General features: G+C 74.0%; 17 protein-coding genes. 6 read left to right on the top strand and 11 right to left on the bottom strand.

The window, feature by feature from the left end; genetic code table 11:
- Nucleotides 1-56 precede the first annotated feature (56 nt).
- Nucleotides 57-968, top strand: coding sequence for an HAD family hydrolase (locus O2W20_RS03895; protein ID WP_269170440.1), 912 nt, complete (start codon nt 57-59; stop codon nt 966-968).
- Nucleotides 969-1,094: 126 nt separating this feature from the next.
- Here the strand turns inward: O2W20_RS03895 and O2W20_RS03890 are convergent, their stop codons facing one another.
- The 6 genes from O2W20_RS03890 to proC form a co-directional block, all read right to left on the bottom strand.
- Nucleotides 1,095-1,382, bottom strand: a complete 288-nt coding sequence (locus O2W20_RS03890; protein WP_269170439.1) for a hypothetical protein — start codon at nt 1,380-1,382, stop codon at nt 1,095-1,097.
- A gap of 129 nt (nt 1,383-1,511) precedes the next feature.
- A complete protein-coding gene (locus tag O2W20_RS03885; protein ID WP_269170438.1) occupies nt 1,512-2,420 on the bottom strand; it encodes a lysophospholipid acyltransferase family protein in 909 nt (302 codons plus the stop codon).
- A complete protein-coding gene (locus tag O2W20_RS03880) occupies nt 2,413-3,543 on the bottom strand; it encodes an NAD-dependent epimerase/dehydratase family protein (RefSeq protein WP_269170437.1) in 1,131 nt (376 codons plus the stop codon). Before O2W20_RS03880 ends, O2W20_RS03885 begins: the two co-directional genes overlap by 8 nt.
- A gap of 10 nt (nt 3,544-3,553) precedes the next feature.
- Complete coding sequence (locus O2W20_RS03875) at nt 3,554-3,652, bottom strand: 30S ribosomal protein bS22 (RefSeq protein ID WP_012854759.1); 99 nt, start codon at nt 3,650-3,652, stop codon at nt 3,554-3,556.
- Nucleotides 3,653-3,908: 256 nt separating this feature from the next.
- Nucleotides 3,909-4,280, bottom strand: a complete 372-nt coding sequence (locus tag O2W20_RS03870; protein WP_269170435.1) for a helix-turn-helix domain-containing protein — start codon at nt 4,278-4,280, stop codon at nt 3,909-3,911.
- A 285-nt stretch (nt 4,281-4,565) separates the two neighbouring features.
- Nucleotides 4,566-5,396: a pyrroline-5-carboxylate reductase gene (gene proC, locus O2W20_RS03865; protein WP_269170434.1), complete on the bottom strand. Its 831-nt coding sequence runs from the start codon at nt 5,394-5,396 to the stop codon at nt 4,566-4,568.
- 72 nt (nt 5,397-5,468) lie between these two features.
- Between proC and O2W20_RS03860 the strand changes: the two genes are divergently transcribed.
- Nucleotides 5,469-6,014, top strand: a complete 546-nt coding sequence (locus O2W20_RS03860) for a type 1 glutamine amidotransferase domain-containing protein (RefSeq protein WP_269170433.1) — start codon at nt 5,469-5,471, stop codon at nt 6,012-6,014.
- Nucleotides 6,015-6,024: 10 nt separating this feature from the next.
- Here O2W20_RS03860 and O2W20_RS03855 read toward each other — a convergent pair whose 3' ends face one another.
- Both O2W20_RS03855 and O2W20_RS03850 read right to left on the bottom strand, forming a co-directional pair.
- Nucleotides 6,025-7,026: a hypothetical protein gene (locus O2W20_RS03855; protein WP_269170432.1), complete on the bottom strand. Its 1,002-nt coding sequence runs from the start codon at nt 7,024-7,026 to the stop codon at nt 6,025-6,027.
- Complete coding sequence (locus O2W20_RS03850) at nt 7,026-7,970, bottom strand: Ppx/GppA phosphatase family protein (protein ID WP_269170431.1); 945 nt, start codon at nt 7,968-7,970, stop codon at nt 7,026-7,028. Before O2W20_RS03850 ends, O2W20_RS03855 begins: the two co-directional genes overlap by 1 nt.
- Nucleotides 7,971-8,059: 89 nt before the next feature.
- Between O2W20_RS03850 and O2W20_RS03845 the strand changes: the two genes are divergently transcribed.
- On the top strand, nt 8,060-8,899 hold the full coding sequence (locus O2W20_RS03845; RefSeq protein WP_269170430.1) for a hypothetical protein: 840 nt from the start codon (nt 8,060-8,062) through the stop codon (nt 8,897-8,899).
- On the opposite strand, the gene O2W20_RS03840 is transcribed toward O2W20_RS03845, so the two are convergent.
- Nucleotides 8,795-9,880 carry a helix-turn-helix domain-containing protein gene (locus O2W20_RS03840; protein WP_269170429.1) on the bottom strand — a complete coding sequence of 362 codons (1,086 nt, stop codon included), beginning with the start codon at nt 9,878-9,880 and terminating at the stop codon, nt 8,795-8,797. The genes O2W20_RS03845 and O2W20_RS03840 overlap by 105 nt on opposite strands.
- An 81-nt stretch (nt 9,881-9,961) precedes the next feature.
- Here O2W20_RS03840 and O2W20_RS03835 point away from each other — a divergent pair, with 81 nt between their 5' ends.
- Both O2W20_RS03835 and O2W20_RS03830 read left to right on the top strand, forming a co-directional pair.
- A complete protein-coding gene (locus O2W20_RS03835; RefSeq protein WP_269170428.1) occupies nt 9,962-10,219 on the top strand; it encodes a hypothetical protein in 258 nt (85 codons plus the stop codon).
- A gap of 10 nt (nt 10,220-10,229) precedes the next feature.
- Nucleotides 10,230-10,448, top strand: a complete 219-nt coding sequence (locus O2W20_RS03830; protein ID WP_269170427.1) for a DUF3072 domain-containing protein — start codon at nt 10,230-10,232, stop codon at nt 10,446-10,448.
- 261 nt (nt 10,449-10,709) lie between these two features.
- On the opposite strand, the gene O2W20_RS03825 is transcribed toward O2W20_RS03830, so the two are convergent.
- On the bottom strand, nt 10,710-11,390 hold the full coding sequence (locus O2W20_RS03825; protein ID WP_269170426.1) for a response regulator transcription factor: 681 nt from the start codon (nt 11,388-11,390) through the stop codon (nt 10,710-10,712).
- Complete coding sequence (locus O2W20_RS03820; RefSeq protein WP_269170425.1) at nt 11,387-12,688, bottom strand: sensor histidine kinase; 1,302 nt, start codon at nt 12,686-12,688, stop codon at nt 11,387-11,389. The genes O2W20_RS03825 and O2W20_RS03820 overlap by 4 nt, the downstream gene beginning before the upstream one ends.
- A 260-nt stretch (nt 12,689-12,948) precedes the next feature.
- Here O2W20_RS03820 and phoU point away from each other — a divergent pair, with 260 nt between their 5' ends.
- Nucleotides 12,949-13,617: a phosphate signaling complex protein PhoU gene (gene phoU, locus O2W20_RS03815; RefSeq protein WP_269170424.1), complete on the top strand. Its 669-nt coding sequence runs from the start codon at nt 12,949-12,951 to the stop codon at nt 13,615-13,617.
- The last annotated feature ends 35 nt before the right edge of the window (nt 13,618-13,652 follow it).

The following is a 13,652-nucleotide window of genomic DNA, read 5'->3' as shown; positions in this document are numbered from 1 at the left end:
GGCGAGGCGGCGGCCAGGGCGTGCCGGTCGGAGCGACACCGGGAGGGTGGTGCGGGATGGTCCGAGTCCCCTTCCGGGGCCGTCACGCCCGCACCCCCGTGGAGCTGGAGGACGACGAGGCCCGCGCCCTGGTCGCCGGCGCCGCGTCGGCCGCTGCGGCGGAGACCGAGACCACCGCCCCGACACCCGACCGCACGGCCGCGGCGTTCTTCGACGTCGACAACACGATGATGATGGGCGCCTCGCTCTTCTGGTTCGCCCGCGGCCTCGCCGCCCGCAAGTACTTCACCAGCCGCGACGTCGCCTCCTTCATCTGGCAGCAGGCCAAGTTCCGGGTCGCCGGGAGCGAGAGCGCGACCGACATGCACACGGTCCGCGACAACGCCCTGGCGTTCGTGGCCGGCCGCGAGGTGCAGGAGATCGTGGCGGCGAGCGAGGAGATCTACGACGAGCTGATGGCCGACCGGATCTGGTCGGGCACCCGCAACCTCGCGCAGCAGCACCTCGACGCCGGCCAGCGGGTCTGGCTCGTCACCGCCACCCCGGTCGAGCTGGCGTCGATCATCGCCCACCGCCTCGGCCTCACCGGCGCGCTGGGCACCGTCTCCGAGATCGTCGACGGCCGCTACACCGGCCGGCTGGTCGGCGAGATGATGCACGGCGAGTCCAAGGCGCAGGCCGTACGGGCGCTCGCCGAGCGGGAGGGCCTCGACCTGACCCGCTGCACCGCCTACAGCGACTCGACCAACGACCTGCCCATGCTCACCTTGGTCGGCAGCGCGGTCGCGGTGAACCCGGACTCCGAGCTGCGCGCCGTCGCGCGCTCCCGCGGCTGGACGGTGAAGGACTACCGGACCGGTCGCAAGGCCGCCAAGATCGGCGTCCCCACGGTCGGCGCGGCCGCCCTGTCCGGCGGCGTCGTCGGCGGCCTCCTCTCCCTGCGCCGCAGGAACCACTGGCCGTTCTGATCCCGGCCGTCCGGACCGCACCACGCACAGGTGCCGAACCCCCATCCGCACAGCGGCTCCCCGCCTCCTCGTGGCGGCCTCCGGACCCCCGACGAGCAGATGCCTGGCGGACCGGGACCCGGCTGGTCACCCGTAAGTGATCCGTTCGTCCATCACCCGGCGGTGCGTGCGCCGACGCCACCAGAGCCCGGCCGCATCGACGACGGTGAACAGGACGGTCGCCATCGCGAACGCCTGGACCGCCCGCGGGACCGGTTCACCGGTGTCCGCGGTGAGCAGCACCACGGCGTAGACCGCCCAGACCGGCGCCAGCAGCGACCAGCGATGCCGATCTGTCGGGCCGAAGCGCCGGTGGACCAGCCCGGCGTAGGCGTACCCCAGCCAGACGCCCGTGATCGTGATGAGCAAGGACACGAGGCGGCTCCCGTCACCGTGGACGTCCAGCACCGCTCCCTGCCGGACCAGTCGGTGACGCTACCGAGATCACCCACGGGCGGCCGTGCTCCGGCGCCGGACGACCGCCTGCGGCCGCCCGGTTCCTGCTCAGCTGAAGACGCTGCGGCGTTGGAGGAGGAGGCGGTAGAGGGAGTGCTGGATGGTCTCGCGGACCTGGTCGGTCAGGTTGAACACGACCATCGGGTCGTCGGCGGCGGCCGGGCCGTAGGACGCCGTCTCGATCGGCTCGCCGAAGGCGATGAACCACTTCGACGGCAGCGGGACCGCACCCAGCGGGCCCAGCAGCGGGAACGTCGGGGTGATCGGGAAGTAGGGCAGGCCGAGCAGCCGGGCGGCGATGCGGGCGTTGCCGATCATCGGGTAGATCTCCTCGGCCCCGACGATCGCGCACGGCACGATCGGGGTGCCGGTGCGCAGCGCGGCGCTGACGAAGCCCCCGCGACCGAACCGCTGCAGGGTGTACCGCTCGTGGAACGGCTTGCCGACGCCCTTGAAGCCCTCGGGGAAGACCCCGACCAGCTCCCCGCTGGACAGCAGCCGTTCGGCGTCCTCGTTGCAGGCCAGCGTGACGCCGAGCTTGCGCGCCAGGGACCCGATGAAGGGCACCTGAAACACCAGGTCGGCACCGAGCAGCCGCAGCCGGCGGGCCGCCGGGTGCTCGTCGTGCAGGGCCACCGTGGCCATCAGGGCGTCGACCGGCACGGTGCCCGAGTGGTTGGCCACCACCAGGGCGCCGCCGACGTCCGGCACGTTCTCCAGCCCCTGGGTCTCCACCCGGAACCAGCGGTGGAACCACGGCCGCAGGCCCGGCAGCAGGACGTGGTCGGTGAGGTCGGGGTCGAAGCCGAACTCGTCGGTGTCGTACTCACCGGTCAGCCGGCGGCGCAGGAACTCCAGGCCACCGGCCAGCTGCTCGTCCCAGCCCGGCTCCGCCGCCGGCGGCGACGGGGGCTGCTCGTCGTCGGGGCGCAGCGGGATCACCCGCGCCTCAGGCATCGTGGACCGCCCGCAGGCCCGGCACCGACGGCGCGGCACGGCGGCGTCCACCGGCGACGGTGTCCAGGACACGCTGCACGGTGTGGGCGCCCCCGGCGACGGAGGTGAGCACCGTCCGGGCGGAGGCGGCCACCTCCTCGACGAGCTCGGGCCGGACCACCGGGGGGAGGCTGCGCCCGTAGTCGGCGAGGGCCTCGGCGGTGCTGTAGCGCGGCACGTAGCCGAACTCCTCACGGAGCACCCGGGTGTCGATGACCCGGCCGAAGTTCAGGAAGCGCATCTGCTCCGGCGACCAGTCGACCATCCGGGCCCAGCGGGTCGTCCGGCCGAGGGAGCCCATCGCGGGCTCCGGCAGGGGCAGCGGGACGCGGCCCAGCCGGCGGATGGCCTGGGAGAGCAGGACCGTCCCGGAGGCGCCGGCGTTCGCGGTGCCGACGAAGTCGCCGGTGGCGGCGCGGGTGAGCACGGCCACGGCGTCGTCCTCGTGGAGGAGCTGCAGCCGGGCGTCGTACCCCAGGGCCGTCGGGACGACGGGCATCCGGAGGAACCCGGAGAGCAGGGAGTCGATCCGCGGGCCGATGAGGTTGGTGAACCGCAACACGGCCACGCCCACGTCGGGACGGCGGCGGGCGAAGGCCCGGACGTAGCCCTCGATGTCGAGGCTGTCCTTGGCGAAGCCGCCGCCGGGCACCCGGCGGGCCTGCATGGTCTCGGTGAAGACCGCAGGGTCCCGGGAGCTGGCGCCGTAGACGGCACTGGTGCTCTTGAGGACCAGGCGGCGCACCGCAGGAGACCGCTGGCACGCGGCCAGCAGCTGCATGGTGCCGATGACGTTGAGCTCCTTCATCGACACCCGCCCGCCGGCACCGGCCGGTGTGGCGCTGATGTTCATGTGGACGACGGTGTCCACCGACGCCGACTCGATCACCTTCCCGATCAACGGGCTGCGGATGTCGGCGCGGACGAACTCGACCCGCCCGAGGCGACGCAGCACCTCGGGGCGCGGGGGGACGGTGTCCACCCCGATGACCCGGCCGATCGCCGGGTCGGAAGCGAGCTCGGCCGCCAGCGCGCCGCCCAGCCATCGACTGACGCCGGTGACGAGGACGACCGCGGGCGGCACGAGCGTCAGCTCACTTCTTGTTGCGCCGCTGGACGCGGGTCTTCTTGAGCAGCTTGCGGTGCTTCTTCTTCGCCATCCGCTTGCGGCGCTTCTTGATGACAGAACCCATGTCGCGCTCCCGACGTCGTCTTCGCTCAGCGGCCGGGGGTGGTGACCGGGGTGGTCACGCGGATCCGTGGTCCGGGCGCCGGGCGAGGTGATCAGCTCGTGCGCAGCCCGCCTCCTGGGAGGCGGTACCGCTCAGCGCCCGAGACTACCTGGCCCGACAGGGCGGGCGGGGACGCCCGCCGGTGACGTGCTGGAGCGGCCGCCTCGCAGGGGCCCACCGCGAGCTCGCGAGCGGTGGGGGGCGAGGGGGTCCTTCCTCAGGCGATGTCGGTGTAGGCGTCGCGCAGGTACTCGTGCACGGCGCGCTCGGGGACCCGGAAGGACCGGCCGACGCGGACGGCGGCGAGCTCGCCGCCGTGGACGAGGCGGTAGACGGTCATCTTGGAGACCCGCATCAGGGCGGCGACCTCGGCGACGGTGAGGAACGAGACCGCGGCGCGGGGCGCGGGCACGGCGGCCGGGCGGCCGATCGGCATGGCGGCCGGGTGGGCGGCGGGGACCGGGCGGCCCATGGAGGCGGCCGAGATCGGCCGGCCCATCTGGCGGGGTGCCGGGACACCCGGACGGACGGTCTGAACGGCGGCGCGCTGGGGCATGGTCACTTGGATCATCTCCGGTCTCAGCTCCATGTGCGGCCACCGGCTTCCCCACCGATGAACAGAACGCTCATGTGCTGGAACAGAGCGTAAGGGGACCGGAGTGACAGAAGCGATGGGTGAAACGAACAGGCGGACCGGTCCGTCCTGGGCACAAGTGGACAGAGACACCGCGTGACACACCGGTCACGGCGTGTTGTCCCCAAGTCGACATGCCCTGCCAGGCCGGTTCTCCACAGATTTCTGTGGAAAACCACATGCGTGTGATTCAGCCGCATGCGGATGGGACGGACGGTGCTCCAGCCGGAGTCCCGGGGGTCAGGAGGTGCGGCCGAGCTCCACCGAGCGCAGGTGCGCCGCCTCGATCGCGGCGATCAGCGCGGCTCGCACGCCGTGCCGCTCCAGCTCGCGGATCGCGGCGATCGTCGTCCCACCGGGGCTGGTGACCGCCTCGCGGAGCTGGACCGGATGCTCCCCGGAGTCGCGCAGCATGACGGCCGCGCCGTAGGCGGTCTGCACGATCAGGTCGGCGGCGACCGAACGGGGCAGGCCGAGCAGGATGCCGGCGTCGATCATGGCCTCGACGAGGAAGAAGAAGTACGCCGGTCCGCTGCCCGACAGCGCGGTCACGGCGTCCTGCTGGCTCTCCGGCACCCGGCGCACCTGACCCACCGGCAGCAGCAGCGCCTCGGCCTCGTCCAGGTGCGCCTCGGTCGCGTGCGCCCCGGCCGACAGCACGCTCATCCCGGCGTCGACGAGGGCCGGCGTGTTGGGCATGACCCGCACCACCGGGGTGCCGGCCGGCAACGCCGCCTCCACCCGGCTGGTGGGCACGCCCGCCGCCACGGAGACCACCAGGTGCTCTGGGGTCACGTGCGGCCCCAGCGCCGCCAGCAGCACGTCGATGTCCTGCGGCTTCACGGCCAGCAGCAGCACCCGGGCGCGGGCGGCCGCCCCGGCGAGGTCGGTGGCGCCGACGCCGTACCGGGTCGTCAGCTCCGCGGCCCGCTCCGCGCTGCGCTCGACGACCAGGAACTCCTGACCACCCCCGGCCTGACGGACCAGGCCGGCGAGCAGGGCCTCCCCGATCTTGCCCCCGCCGATGACGGCCAGCCGTGCGTCGGGACCTGCCTGCCCTGCATCGCTCATGTCCGCGACCGTAGCGCCCGGGCGGGCGCGCCCGGGCGTGTGTGTCCGGAGGGGCCGGGGTAGCGGCCCGTCATGTCCGGAGAACTGGACGGCAAGCGGGTGGCCGTGCTCGCCACCGACGGCGTGGAGCAGGTCGAGCTGGACCAGCCCTGGCAGGCACTGGTGGACGCCGGTGCCCGACCGGAGCTCGTCGGGCTCGAGGCCGGCACCATCACCGCCTACCAGCACATCGACAAGGGCGACACCAAGGACGTCGACGTCGCGGTGGCCGACGCCGACCCCGGCAGCTACGACGCGCTCGTGCTGCCCGGCGGCGTGATCAACGGCGACTTCGTGCGCTCCGACCAGGGGGCCGTCGCCTTCGTGAAGGCCTTCTTCGACGCCGGGAAGCCGGTGGCGGCGATCTGCCACGCCCCCTGGGTGCTCGCCGAGGCCGACGTCGTCCGTGGCCGCCGGATGACCTCCTGGCCCTCGCTGCAGACGGACTTGCGCAACGCCGGCGCCGAGTGGGTCGACCAGGAGGTCGTCGTCGACGGCAACCTGACCACCAGCCGCAAGCCGGACGACCTGCCGGCCTTCGGTCGCACGCTCGTCGAACAGTTCGCCGCGGCGGGCTGACCCGGGCAGGTCAGCTGCTGGCGAGCAGCCCCGCGGCGGGGGCGATCACCAGCACCGTCCCGGCCAGCAGCAGCACCGCCAGCAGGCGGACCGGCAGCGCCCCTTGACCTCGGCGCTGCCGGTAGGCCGCCACCCCCGCGACCAGGCCGGTCACCGTCACCGGCGCCGCGACCAGGGCGACGTAGGGCAGCAGCTCCCACAACACGGTGAAGGCGAAGTAGACGCCGATGCCGGCGGCCAGCGCGACGACCATCTCGCCGGCGAACCGCGCCCAGGCCAGCACGCTCTCCCGGCCGGTCAGCGGCTCCTCGTCGGCCTTGGCGGCCGCGCCTCTGGCCGCCTCGGCCTGGGCCGGGGAGACGACCGGGATGGGGCCGGTGACCGGGTGGTCGGTGCCCCGCCGGGCCGCACCGGTGGCGCCCCGGGCCGTCGCGCCGGTGGAGCTCGTCGGCTTCGCGGTGGTGGGCGCGGCGGTGTGCGCGGTCGTCGGGCTGGCCGCGGGGATGGCGGCGGTCGAGGGCCCGGTGCCGAACAGCGGCTCGCCGCCGGGGCCGGTCGGGGTGGCGTCGGACTTCCGCCGGCCAGGGCGGACCGCCGGGGGCGCCGCCGCGTCGGCGGGCCCGGCCGCCGGCCGGGCCGGTGCCGGGGCTGCGGACGGGGCGGCGGCCGGGGGCTGTGGGCTCAGCAGGCCGGCTGCCGGCCGGGCCGTCGGTTCGGGCGCCGGCGTCCAGACCGGGACCGACGCAGCCCGCTCCGGAGCCCGGGCCGGGGAGCGCGGCGGGGTGGCGGCCCGGCCGTTCGGTGCGGCCGAGGGTGAGCGCCCCGGCGACTCTGCCCGCGGCTGACCGGACCCGGTGTCCACCCGCGCCGAACGACCGGTGGCCCCGGTGTCGTCCGAGGACTTCCGCCGCCGGCCAGGGCGGGTGCCGAGCTCGCTCTCCAGACCGTGCTCACGCAGGATCTCCGCGAGCGAGCGGACGCTGTACTCCCCCGACGGGTTGGGCTGCGTCATCACGCTCCTTCCAGCTGGTCCAGGCGCCGCAGGATGACGCCCTCACGCAGCGCCCACGGGCAGATCCGCACGAACGGTACGTCCACGGCCCGCATCGCGGCCTGCGCCACGACGGCGCCGGCCGGGACCTGGTGCGCGCGTTGCGCGGACACGCCCTGCAGCTCGGCCAGCGCCGTGCACTCGATCCGGGAGACGAAGCCGATCACCTGGGACAGCCCGGTGGCGGTCAGCTCGCGGGGTGCGCGCAGCCCGGCCGCGGACGGCGCGGCACCGGCCAGCCGGGCCAGTGTCCGGAAGGTCTTGGACGTGGCGGCCACCAGGTCGGGCGTCCCCGCGTCGAGCAGCTTCCTGCCGACCGGGCCGAGCACGTCGGTGGCGTGCTCCGCCAGCTCGTCCAGCGCCGACAGGTCGGGCCGGCCCCCGGTCTCGGAGTCGGGCAGGAACCGCCGGGTCATCCGGCCCGCGCCCAGCGGGACCGAGAGCGCGACGTCGGGGTCCTCGTCCACACCGGTGGCCAGTTCCAGGGAGCCGCCGCCGATGTCGAGCACCAGCAGCCGGCCGGCGCTCCAGCCGAACCACCGCCGCACCGCCAGGAAGGTCAACCGGGCCTCGTCCTCACCGGTGAGGACCTGCAGGTCGACACCGGTCTGCTCGCGGACCCGGCGCAGCACCGCCGCCCCGTTCTCCGCCTCCCGGATCGCAGAGGTGACGAAGGCCAGCAGCTCGTCGCACCGCTGCTCGGCCGCCTGTTGCTTCGCCTTCTGCACCGCGTGCAGCAGGCCCTTCTCCCCCGCCTTGGACAGCTTGCCGTCCGGGCCGACGTGCTCGGCCAGCCGGAGGACCGAGCGGTCATCGTGCATCGGGGTGGGGTGGGCACCACGGTGCGCGTCCACCACCAGCAGGTGGACGGTGTTCGAGCCGACGTCCAGCACCCCGAGTCGCATGCCCGAGAGTGTGCCTGGCCCCCTCCAGAGGCTCGCGCCGAGCGGAGGGAGGTGTGAGGGGGAGGGGGTCCTTTCACTACGCTGCGCCGGTGGACCCGAGCACAACCGCCGACGCCCCTCCCGAGGTCGGTCTGGACTTCCGCCGCGAGTGGATCGAGTTCCTGGACCCGGCCGATCCCGAGCACCTCGTGCGGGCAGACCTGACCTGGTTGACCAGTGCGTGGACCTGCGTGTTCGGGCGCGGGTGCGCCGGTGTGGTGGCCGGTCGCGCCGAGGACGGGTGCTGCAACCACGGGGCCTTCTTCACCGACACCGACGACCTCACCCGGGTCGAGGAGTCCGTCGGCGAGCTGACGCCGGCGGACTGGCAACGGCACCCCGGCACGCCCCCCGGCCGGGACGACTGGACCGAACCGGACACCCTGACCGAGCCCGCGCCGGGCGAGGCCGCCGAGGAGGCGCTGCGGACCCGGGTGGTCGAGGGGGCCTGCGTCTTCCTCAACCGGCCGGGGCACCCCGCCGGGGCCGGGTGCGCACTGCACGCCCTGGCGCTGCGGCAGGGCCGGCACCCCCTGGAGACCAAGCCCGACGTGTGCTGGCAGCTGCCGGTGCGCCGGGAGCAGGAGTGGGTCGACCGCCCCGACGACAGCCGGGTGCTGGTCTCCACGATCGGCGAGTTCGACCGGCGCGGGTGGGGCCCCGGTGGGCACGACCTGCACTGGTGGTGCACCGGTTCCCCGACCGCGCACGTCGCCGCCGAGCCGCTGGTGGAGACCTACGGCCCGGAGCTCACCGCACTCCTCGGCCCGGCCGCGTACGCCGAGCTACGCCGGCTGACCGAGGCCCGCCTGGACGCCGGGCTCGTCGCCCCGCACCCCGCCAGCCCCCAGCCGGTCCCGGTGGAGCTGCACCGGCGCCGTCCCCGCTGAGGAGCCCGGGCGGGCCCCGGCCCGGAAGGTCTGCCGGTAGGCCCGCGGGGAGACCCCGCGCCGCCGGGTGAACTGCTCCCGCAGGCCGGCCGCGGTGCCGAACCCGACCAGCCGGGCGATCTCCTCGACCGGGGCGTCGCTGTCCTCCAGCAGCGCCTCGGCGGCTGCCAGCCGTTGAGCGAGGAGCCAGGCGTGCGGCGTCGTCCCGGTGGTGGCCTTGAACCGGCGGGCGAAGCTCCGCGGGCTCATCAGCGCGCGGCGGGCGAGCAGCTCGACGCTGATCTCCTCCGCCAGGTGCGCCCGGGCCCACTCCAGGACGACGCCCAGCAGGTCGTCCTCGCAGCGGGCGACCGGGGTGTCGATGTACTGCGCCTGCCCGCCGTCGCGGTGCGGGGGCACGACCATCTCCCGGGCCAGCGCGTTGGCGGCGGCGGCGCCCCACTCCCGGCGGACCAGGTGCAGCAGCGCGTCGATGCCGCTGGCCGTGCCGGCCCCGGTGATCACCTGGCCGTTGTCGACGTACAGGACGGCGGGGTCGACGTGCACCCGCGGGAACCGGGCGGCCAGTTCGCCGGCGTACTTCCAGTGGGTGGTCGCCCGCTGGCCGTCGAGCAGCCCGGCCCAGGCCAGCGCGAACGCCCCGGTGCAGTGGCTGACGATCAGCGCTCCGCGGGCGTGCGCCGCACGGATGCCCTCGAGCAGTTCCGCCGGCGGTGGCCGGTCGTGCTGCTCCCAGGCGGTGATCAGCACGATGTCGGAGACCGCCAGCCGGTCCAGCCCGTGCTCGATGAGCATCGCGAGCCCGGTGTCGGTGCGGAGCACGCCCGGTCGTCGCGAGACGAGCGCGAAGTCGAACCGCGGCAGGCCCATCTCACGGCGGTCGTAGCCGAACACCTCGGCGGCCACGCCGATCCCGAAGCTGCCCACCATGCCGTCGGTGACCACGAGGCTGACGACCAGCGGGCGGTCCGATGTGCTCATGGGCACAGCATGGCAGGAAACATGCGACTGTGGTCAGTCCTGCCACTCGTCGCCCGGCGGCGCGAGGGCGACGCTCTCCGCATGTTGCTGATCACCTGCCCCGTGACCCGGACCGACGAGCTGGTCGCCGACCGGCGGATCCGATCGGTCGCCAACCACCCCACGCACATCGCCGTCGCGGTCGACTGCCCGTCCTGCGGCGGCACGCACGTCTTCCGGACCGGACGGCGGTGGGAGGACCGGCACACCGAGCGCACTGCCCAGGCCGCGCAGCAGGCCGCCGTCCAGGCGACGACGGCCGCCGCGGCTCGGGCTGCGCGGGTCCGGGAGCCCGCGTAACTTCGAACACATGAGCGAAGCCAACACCACCGGTCCCGACAGCCCGCAGAGCACCGAGAAGGACCCGGACGACTGGGTCACCGGTGGCGAGCCGGCCACCGGCGCGCAGAAGAGCTACCTGAACACCCTGGCCCGCGAGGCCGGCGAGGACGTCCCCGACGACATCAGCAAGGGCGACGCCTCGAAGAAGATCGACGAACTCCAGGAAGAGACCGGCCGCGGCCAGTAGCAGGCAGGCCGCCGACCACGGCCACCAGTGGTCACGCCGGAGGCGGTGACGTCGGACGGCGGGCCCGCAGGGTCCACCTCCGACGTCACGGGTAGCGGCTCACCGCAGGGCGAGCCCGCACCTGGCCGCGGGGTCCGAGACGCCGGAGGCGGTCACGCCAGACGGCGGGCCCGCAGGGTCCACCTCCGGCGTGACGGGAAACGGCTCAGCACGAGGTGACTCGGCACCTGGCCGCGGTGCGATCCGGAGGATCGCGATCAGCTACGCCTCGAACTTGTAGCCCAGCCCGCGGACGGTGACGAGGTAGCGCGGGTTGGCCGGGTCGGGCTCCAGCTTGGCGCGCAGCCGCTTGACGTGGACGTCGAGGGTCTTGGTGTCCCCGACGTAGTCGGCGCCCCAGACCCGGTCGATGAGCTGGCCGCGGGTGAGCACCCGGCCGGCGTTGCGCAGCAGCAGCTCCAGCAGGTCGAACTCCTTGAGCGGCAGCGACACCGTCTGGCCGTCGACGGCGACGACGTGCCGGTCGACGTCCAGCCGCACCGGCCCCGCGACGAGAGCACCCTCGGCCGTCTGCTCGTTCTCGGTGCCGCGGCGCAGCACCGCCCGCATCCGGGCGACGAGCTCGCGGGCCGAGTAGGGCTTGGTGACGTAGTCGTCGGCGCCGAGCTCGAGCCCGACGACCTTGTCGATCTCGGCGTCCTTGGCGGTGAGCATGATGATCGGCACCGAGCTCTTGGCCCGCAGCGACCGGCAGACCTCCGTGCCCGACAGACCGGGCAGCATCAGGTCCAGCAGGACGATGTCGGCCCCGGCCCGGTCGAACTCGACGAGCGCGTCCGTCCCGGTGGAGGCCACGACGGTGTCGTAGCCCTCCCGCCGCAACATGTAGGACAGCGCGTCGGAGAAGGACTCCTCGTCCTCCACCACGAGCACTCGGGTCATGACCGTCCCTTCTGCAGGGCCCCGGAGGGTCCCTCGTCGGCCCCGGAGGAGCCCTGATCGGATGTCTGGCGGCTGTGCAGCGGTGGAACCGGTGGCCGTTCGGGCGCACCGTCGTCGTCCATCGACCCGTCGGCGTCGGTCGCCAGCGGGATGCGCAGGGTGAAGGTGGAGCCGAGCCCCTCCTCGCTCCAGACCGTGACCGAACCACCGTGGTTGGAGGCCACGTGCTTGACGATCGCCAGCCCCAGCCCGGTGCCGCCGGTGGCACTGGCCCGGGACTGGTCGACCCGGTAGAAGCGCTCGAACACGCGCGAGCGGTCCGAGCGGGGGATGCCGATGCCCGAGTCGGTCACCGCGATCTCCGCGAAGCCCGACCGCGCCCGCGCGCCGACGGCGATCGTGGTGCCGCCCGGACTGTAGGCGACGGCGTTGGCGAGCAGGTTGGTCAGCGCGGTGGCCAGTTGCGCCTCGACCCCGCGGACCACGAGGCCGGGCTGGGCGGCGACGGCCAGCTGGATGTCCTTCGCGGCCGCGGCGGCCCGGGTCCGGTCCACGGCCTCGGAGACGACCGTGGCCACGGCGACCGGCACCAGCTCGGGCAGCGGTTCGGCCCCCTGCAACCGCGAGAGGTCGATGAGCTCGCGGACCAGCCGGGCCAGCCGATCGGCCTCGTGGCTCATCCGCGCAGCGAAGCGCTGGACGGTCTCGGGGTCGTCGGCGGCACCCTGCACCGCCTCCGCCAGCAGTGCGAGGGCGCCGACGGGTGTCTTCAGCTCGTGCCCGACGTTGGCCACGAAGTCCTTGCGGACCGCCTCGACCCGGCGCGCCTCGGTGACGTCCTGCAGCACGAGCGCGACCGGCCCGGCCGAGACAGCTGGGCCGGTCCCGAGCCGGATGCCGTGCACGGCCACCATCCGCGGCCCCGCGCCCACGAGGTCACTGGACAGGGCGACGTCGGCTCGCTGGGTCCCGGTGACCTGCACGGCGCGAGCCACCTCCACCAGCCCGGGGACCAGCAGCCGGTTGCCGCGCAGGATGCCCAGCGCCCGAGCGGAGGTGTTGGCCAGCAGGACGCCCTCGTCGGGTCCGAGCAGGACGACGGCGGGGTCCATCAGGTCGACCAGCCGCCGGCTCAGTGCGGCGTCGCCGTCGGTGCGCCGATCGGCACGATCGTCCGGGCCGGCTCCCTCGTCGGCTGCCGCCCGCCGGGCGCGCGAGGACCGCACGACCAGTGCCGCCGACGTCGTCAGCAGCAGGCCGAGCACCAGGCCCACCAGCAGGGCGACCACCGGGTCCACGATGCCGATGCTAGACACGGCCGGGGCGCTGACCCGCATCGACGATGATGATCACCCGGTCGGGGCAGAGGAGTTCACCACCGGGCCGCAGGCCGTTCACCTGACGGCCTCCTCGGGCCCAGAATCGGGTCTCTACCCTCGATCACACACGTGTCGCGACCGACGAATCCGCCGGCGGCGCACACGCGGGGGGGCCGCGTCGTCCCGGGTCGCCGTCCCCCGGGTGCCGCCTGAGCGCGGCGACGGGACGAGGAGGAACCGTGTTGCGAGAGAGCTACCGCGAGGAACTGGACGACATCAACGCCTGCCTGGTGGAGATGGCCAACTCGGTCGGCTCGGCGATGAGCACGGCCACGACCGCCCTGCTGGACGCCGATGTCGCCCTCGCCGACCTGGTGATCGCCGGCGACGAGCGCATCGACGCCGTCCGGGAGAGCATCGAGGAGCGGTGCTTCACCCTGCTGGCCCGCCAGCAGCCGGTCGCCACCGACCTGCGGGCGATCACCACCGCCATGCGGATCGTCGGAGACCTGGAGCGGATGGGCGACCTCGCCGAGCACATCGCCAAGGTCGCCCGGATGCGCTTCCCGGAGCACGCGGTGCCGCAGGAGGTGCGGCCGGTCTTCCTGGAGGCCGGGCACATCGCGGAGAGCCTGGTGACCAAGGCCGGCACGGTCATCGCCAAGCGGGACGTCGAGGCGGCCGTCGAGCTCGAGGCCGAGGACGACCAGATGGACAAGCTGCACAAGCAGCTGTTCCGTGAGCTGCTCGCCCCGACCTGGGGCCACGGCATGGAGTCGGCCATCGACGTCACGCTGCTGGGCCGCTACTACGAGCGCTTCGCCGACCACGCGGTCAGCGTCGCCCGCCGGGTGGTCTTCCTGGTCACCGGCGAGAAGCCGCTCCAGGCCGCGACCGACCCGGTCTGAGCTCCACCCGGACGAGAGCAGGGCCCGGGCGCGCA

The sequence above is a fragment of the Modestobacter sp. VKM Ac-2982 genome, from assembly GCF_026967935.1.
Lineage (GTDB): Bacteria > Actinomycetota > Actinomycetes > Mycobacteriales > Geodermatophilaceae > Modestobacter.
The sequence above is the reverse complement of the archived record's forward strand: the minus strand, read 5'-3'. Positions and strand labels throughout refer to the sequence as shown.

Coding starts and splice junctions, on each gene's coding strand:
- O2W20_RS03895 (WP_269170440.1), top strand. CDS start 57: ATGGTCCGAGTCCCCTTCCGGGGCCGTCACGCCCGCACCCCCGTGGAG.
- O2W20_RS03885 (WP_269170438.1), bottom strand. CDS start 2,420: ATGCCTGAGGCGCGGGTGATCCCGCTGCGCCCCGACGACGAGCAGCCC.
- O2W20_RS03875 (WP_012854759.1), bottom strand. CDS start 3,652: ATGGGTTCTGTCATCAAGAAGCGCCGCAAGCGGATGGCGAAGAAGAAG.
- O2W20_RS03870 (WP_269170435.1), bottom strand. CDS start 4,280: ATGGAGCTGAGACCGGAGATGATCCAAGTGACCATGCCCCAGCGCGCC.
- proC (WP_269170434.1), bottom strand. CDS start 5,396: ATGAGCGATGCAGGGCAGGCAGGTCCCGACGCACGGCTGGCCGTCATC.
- O2W20_RS03860 (WP_269170433.1), top strand. CDS start 5,469: ATGTCCGGAGAACTGGACGGCAAGCGGGTGGCCGTGCTCGCCACCGAC.
- O2W20_RS03855 (WP_269170432.1), bottom strand. CDS start 7,026: ATGACGCAGCCCAACCCGTCGGGGGAGTACAGCGTCCGCTCGCTCGCG.
- O2W20_RS03850 (WP_269170431.1), bottom strand. CDS start 7,970: ATGCGACTCGGGGTGCTGGACGTCGGCTCGAACACCGTCCACCTGCTG.
- O2W20_RS03840 (WP_269170429.1), bottom strand. CDS start 9,880: ATGAGCACATCGGACCGCCCGCTGGTCGTCAGCCTCGTGGTCACCGAC.
- O2W20_RS03835 (WP_269170428.1), top strand. CDS start 9,962: ATGTTGCTGATCACCTGCCCCGTGACCCGGACCGACGAGCTGGTCGCC.
- O2W20_RS03830 (WP_269170427.1), top strand. CDS start 10,230: ATGAGCGAAGCCAACACCACCGGTCCCGACAGCCCGCAGAGCACCGAG.
- O2W20_RS03825 (WP_269170426.1), bottom strand. CDS start 11,390: ATGACCCGAGTGCTCGTGGTGGAGGACGAGGAGTCCTTCTCCGACGCG.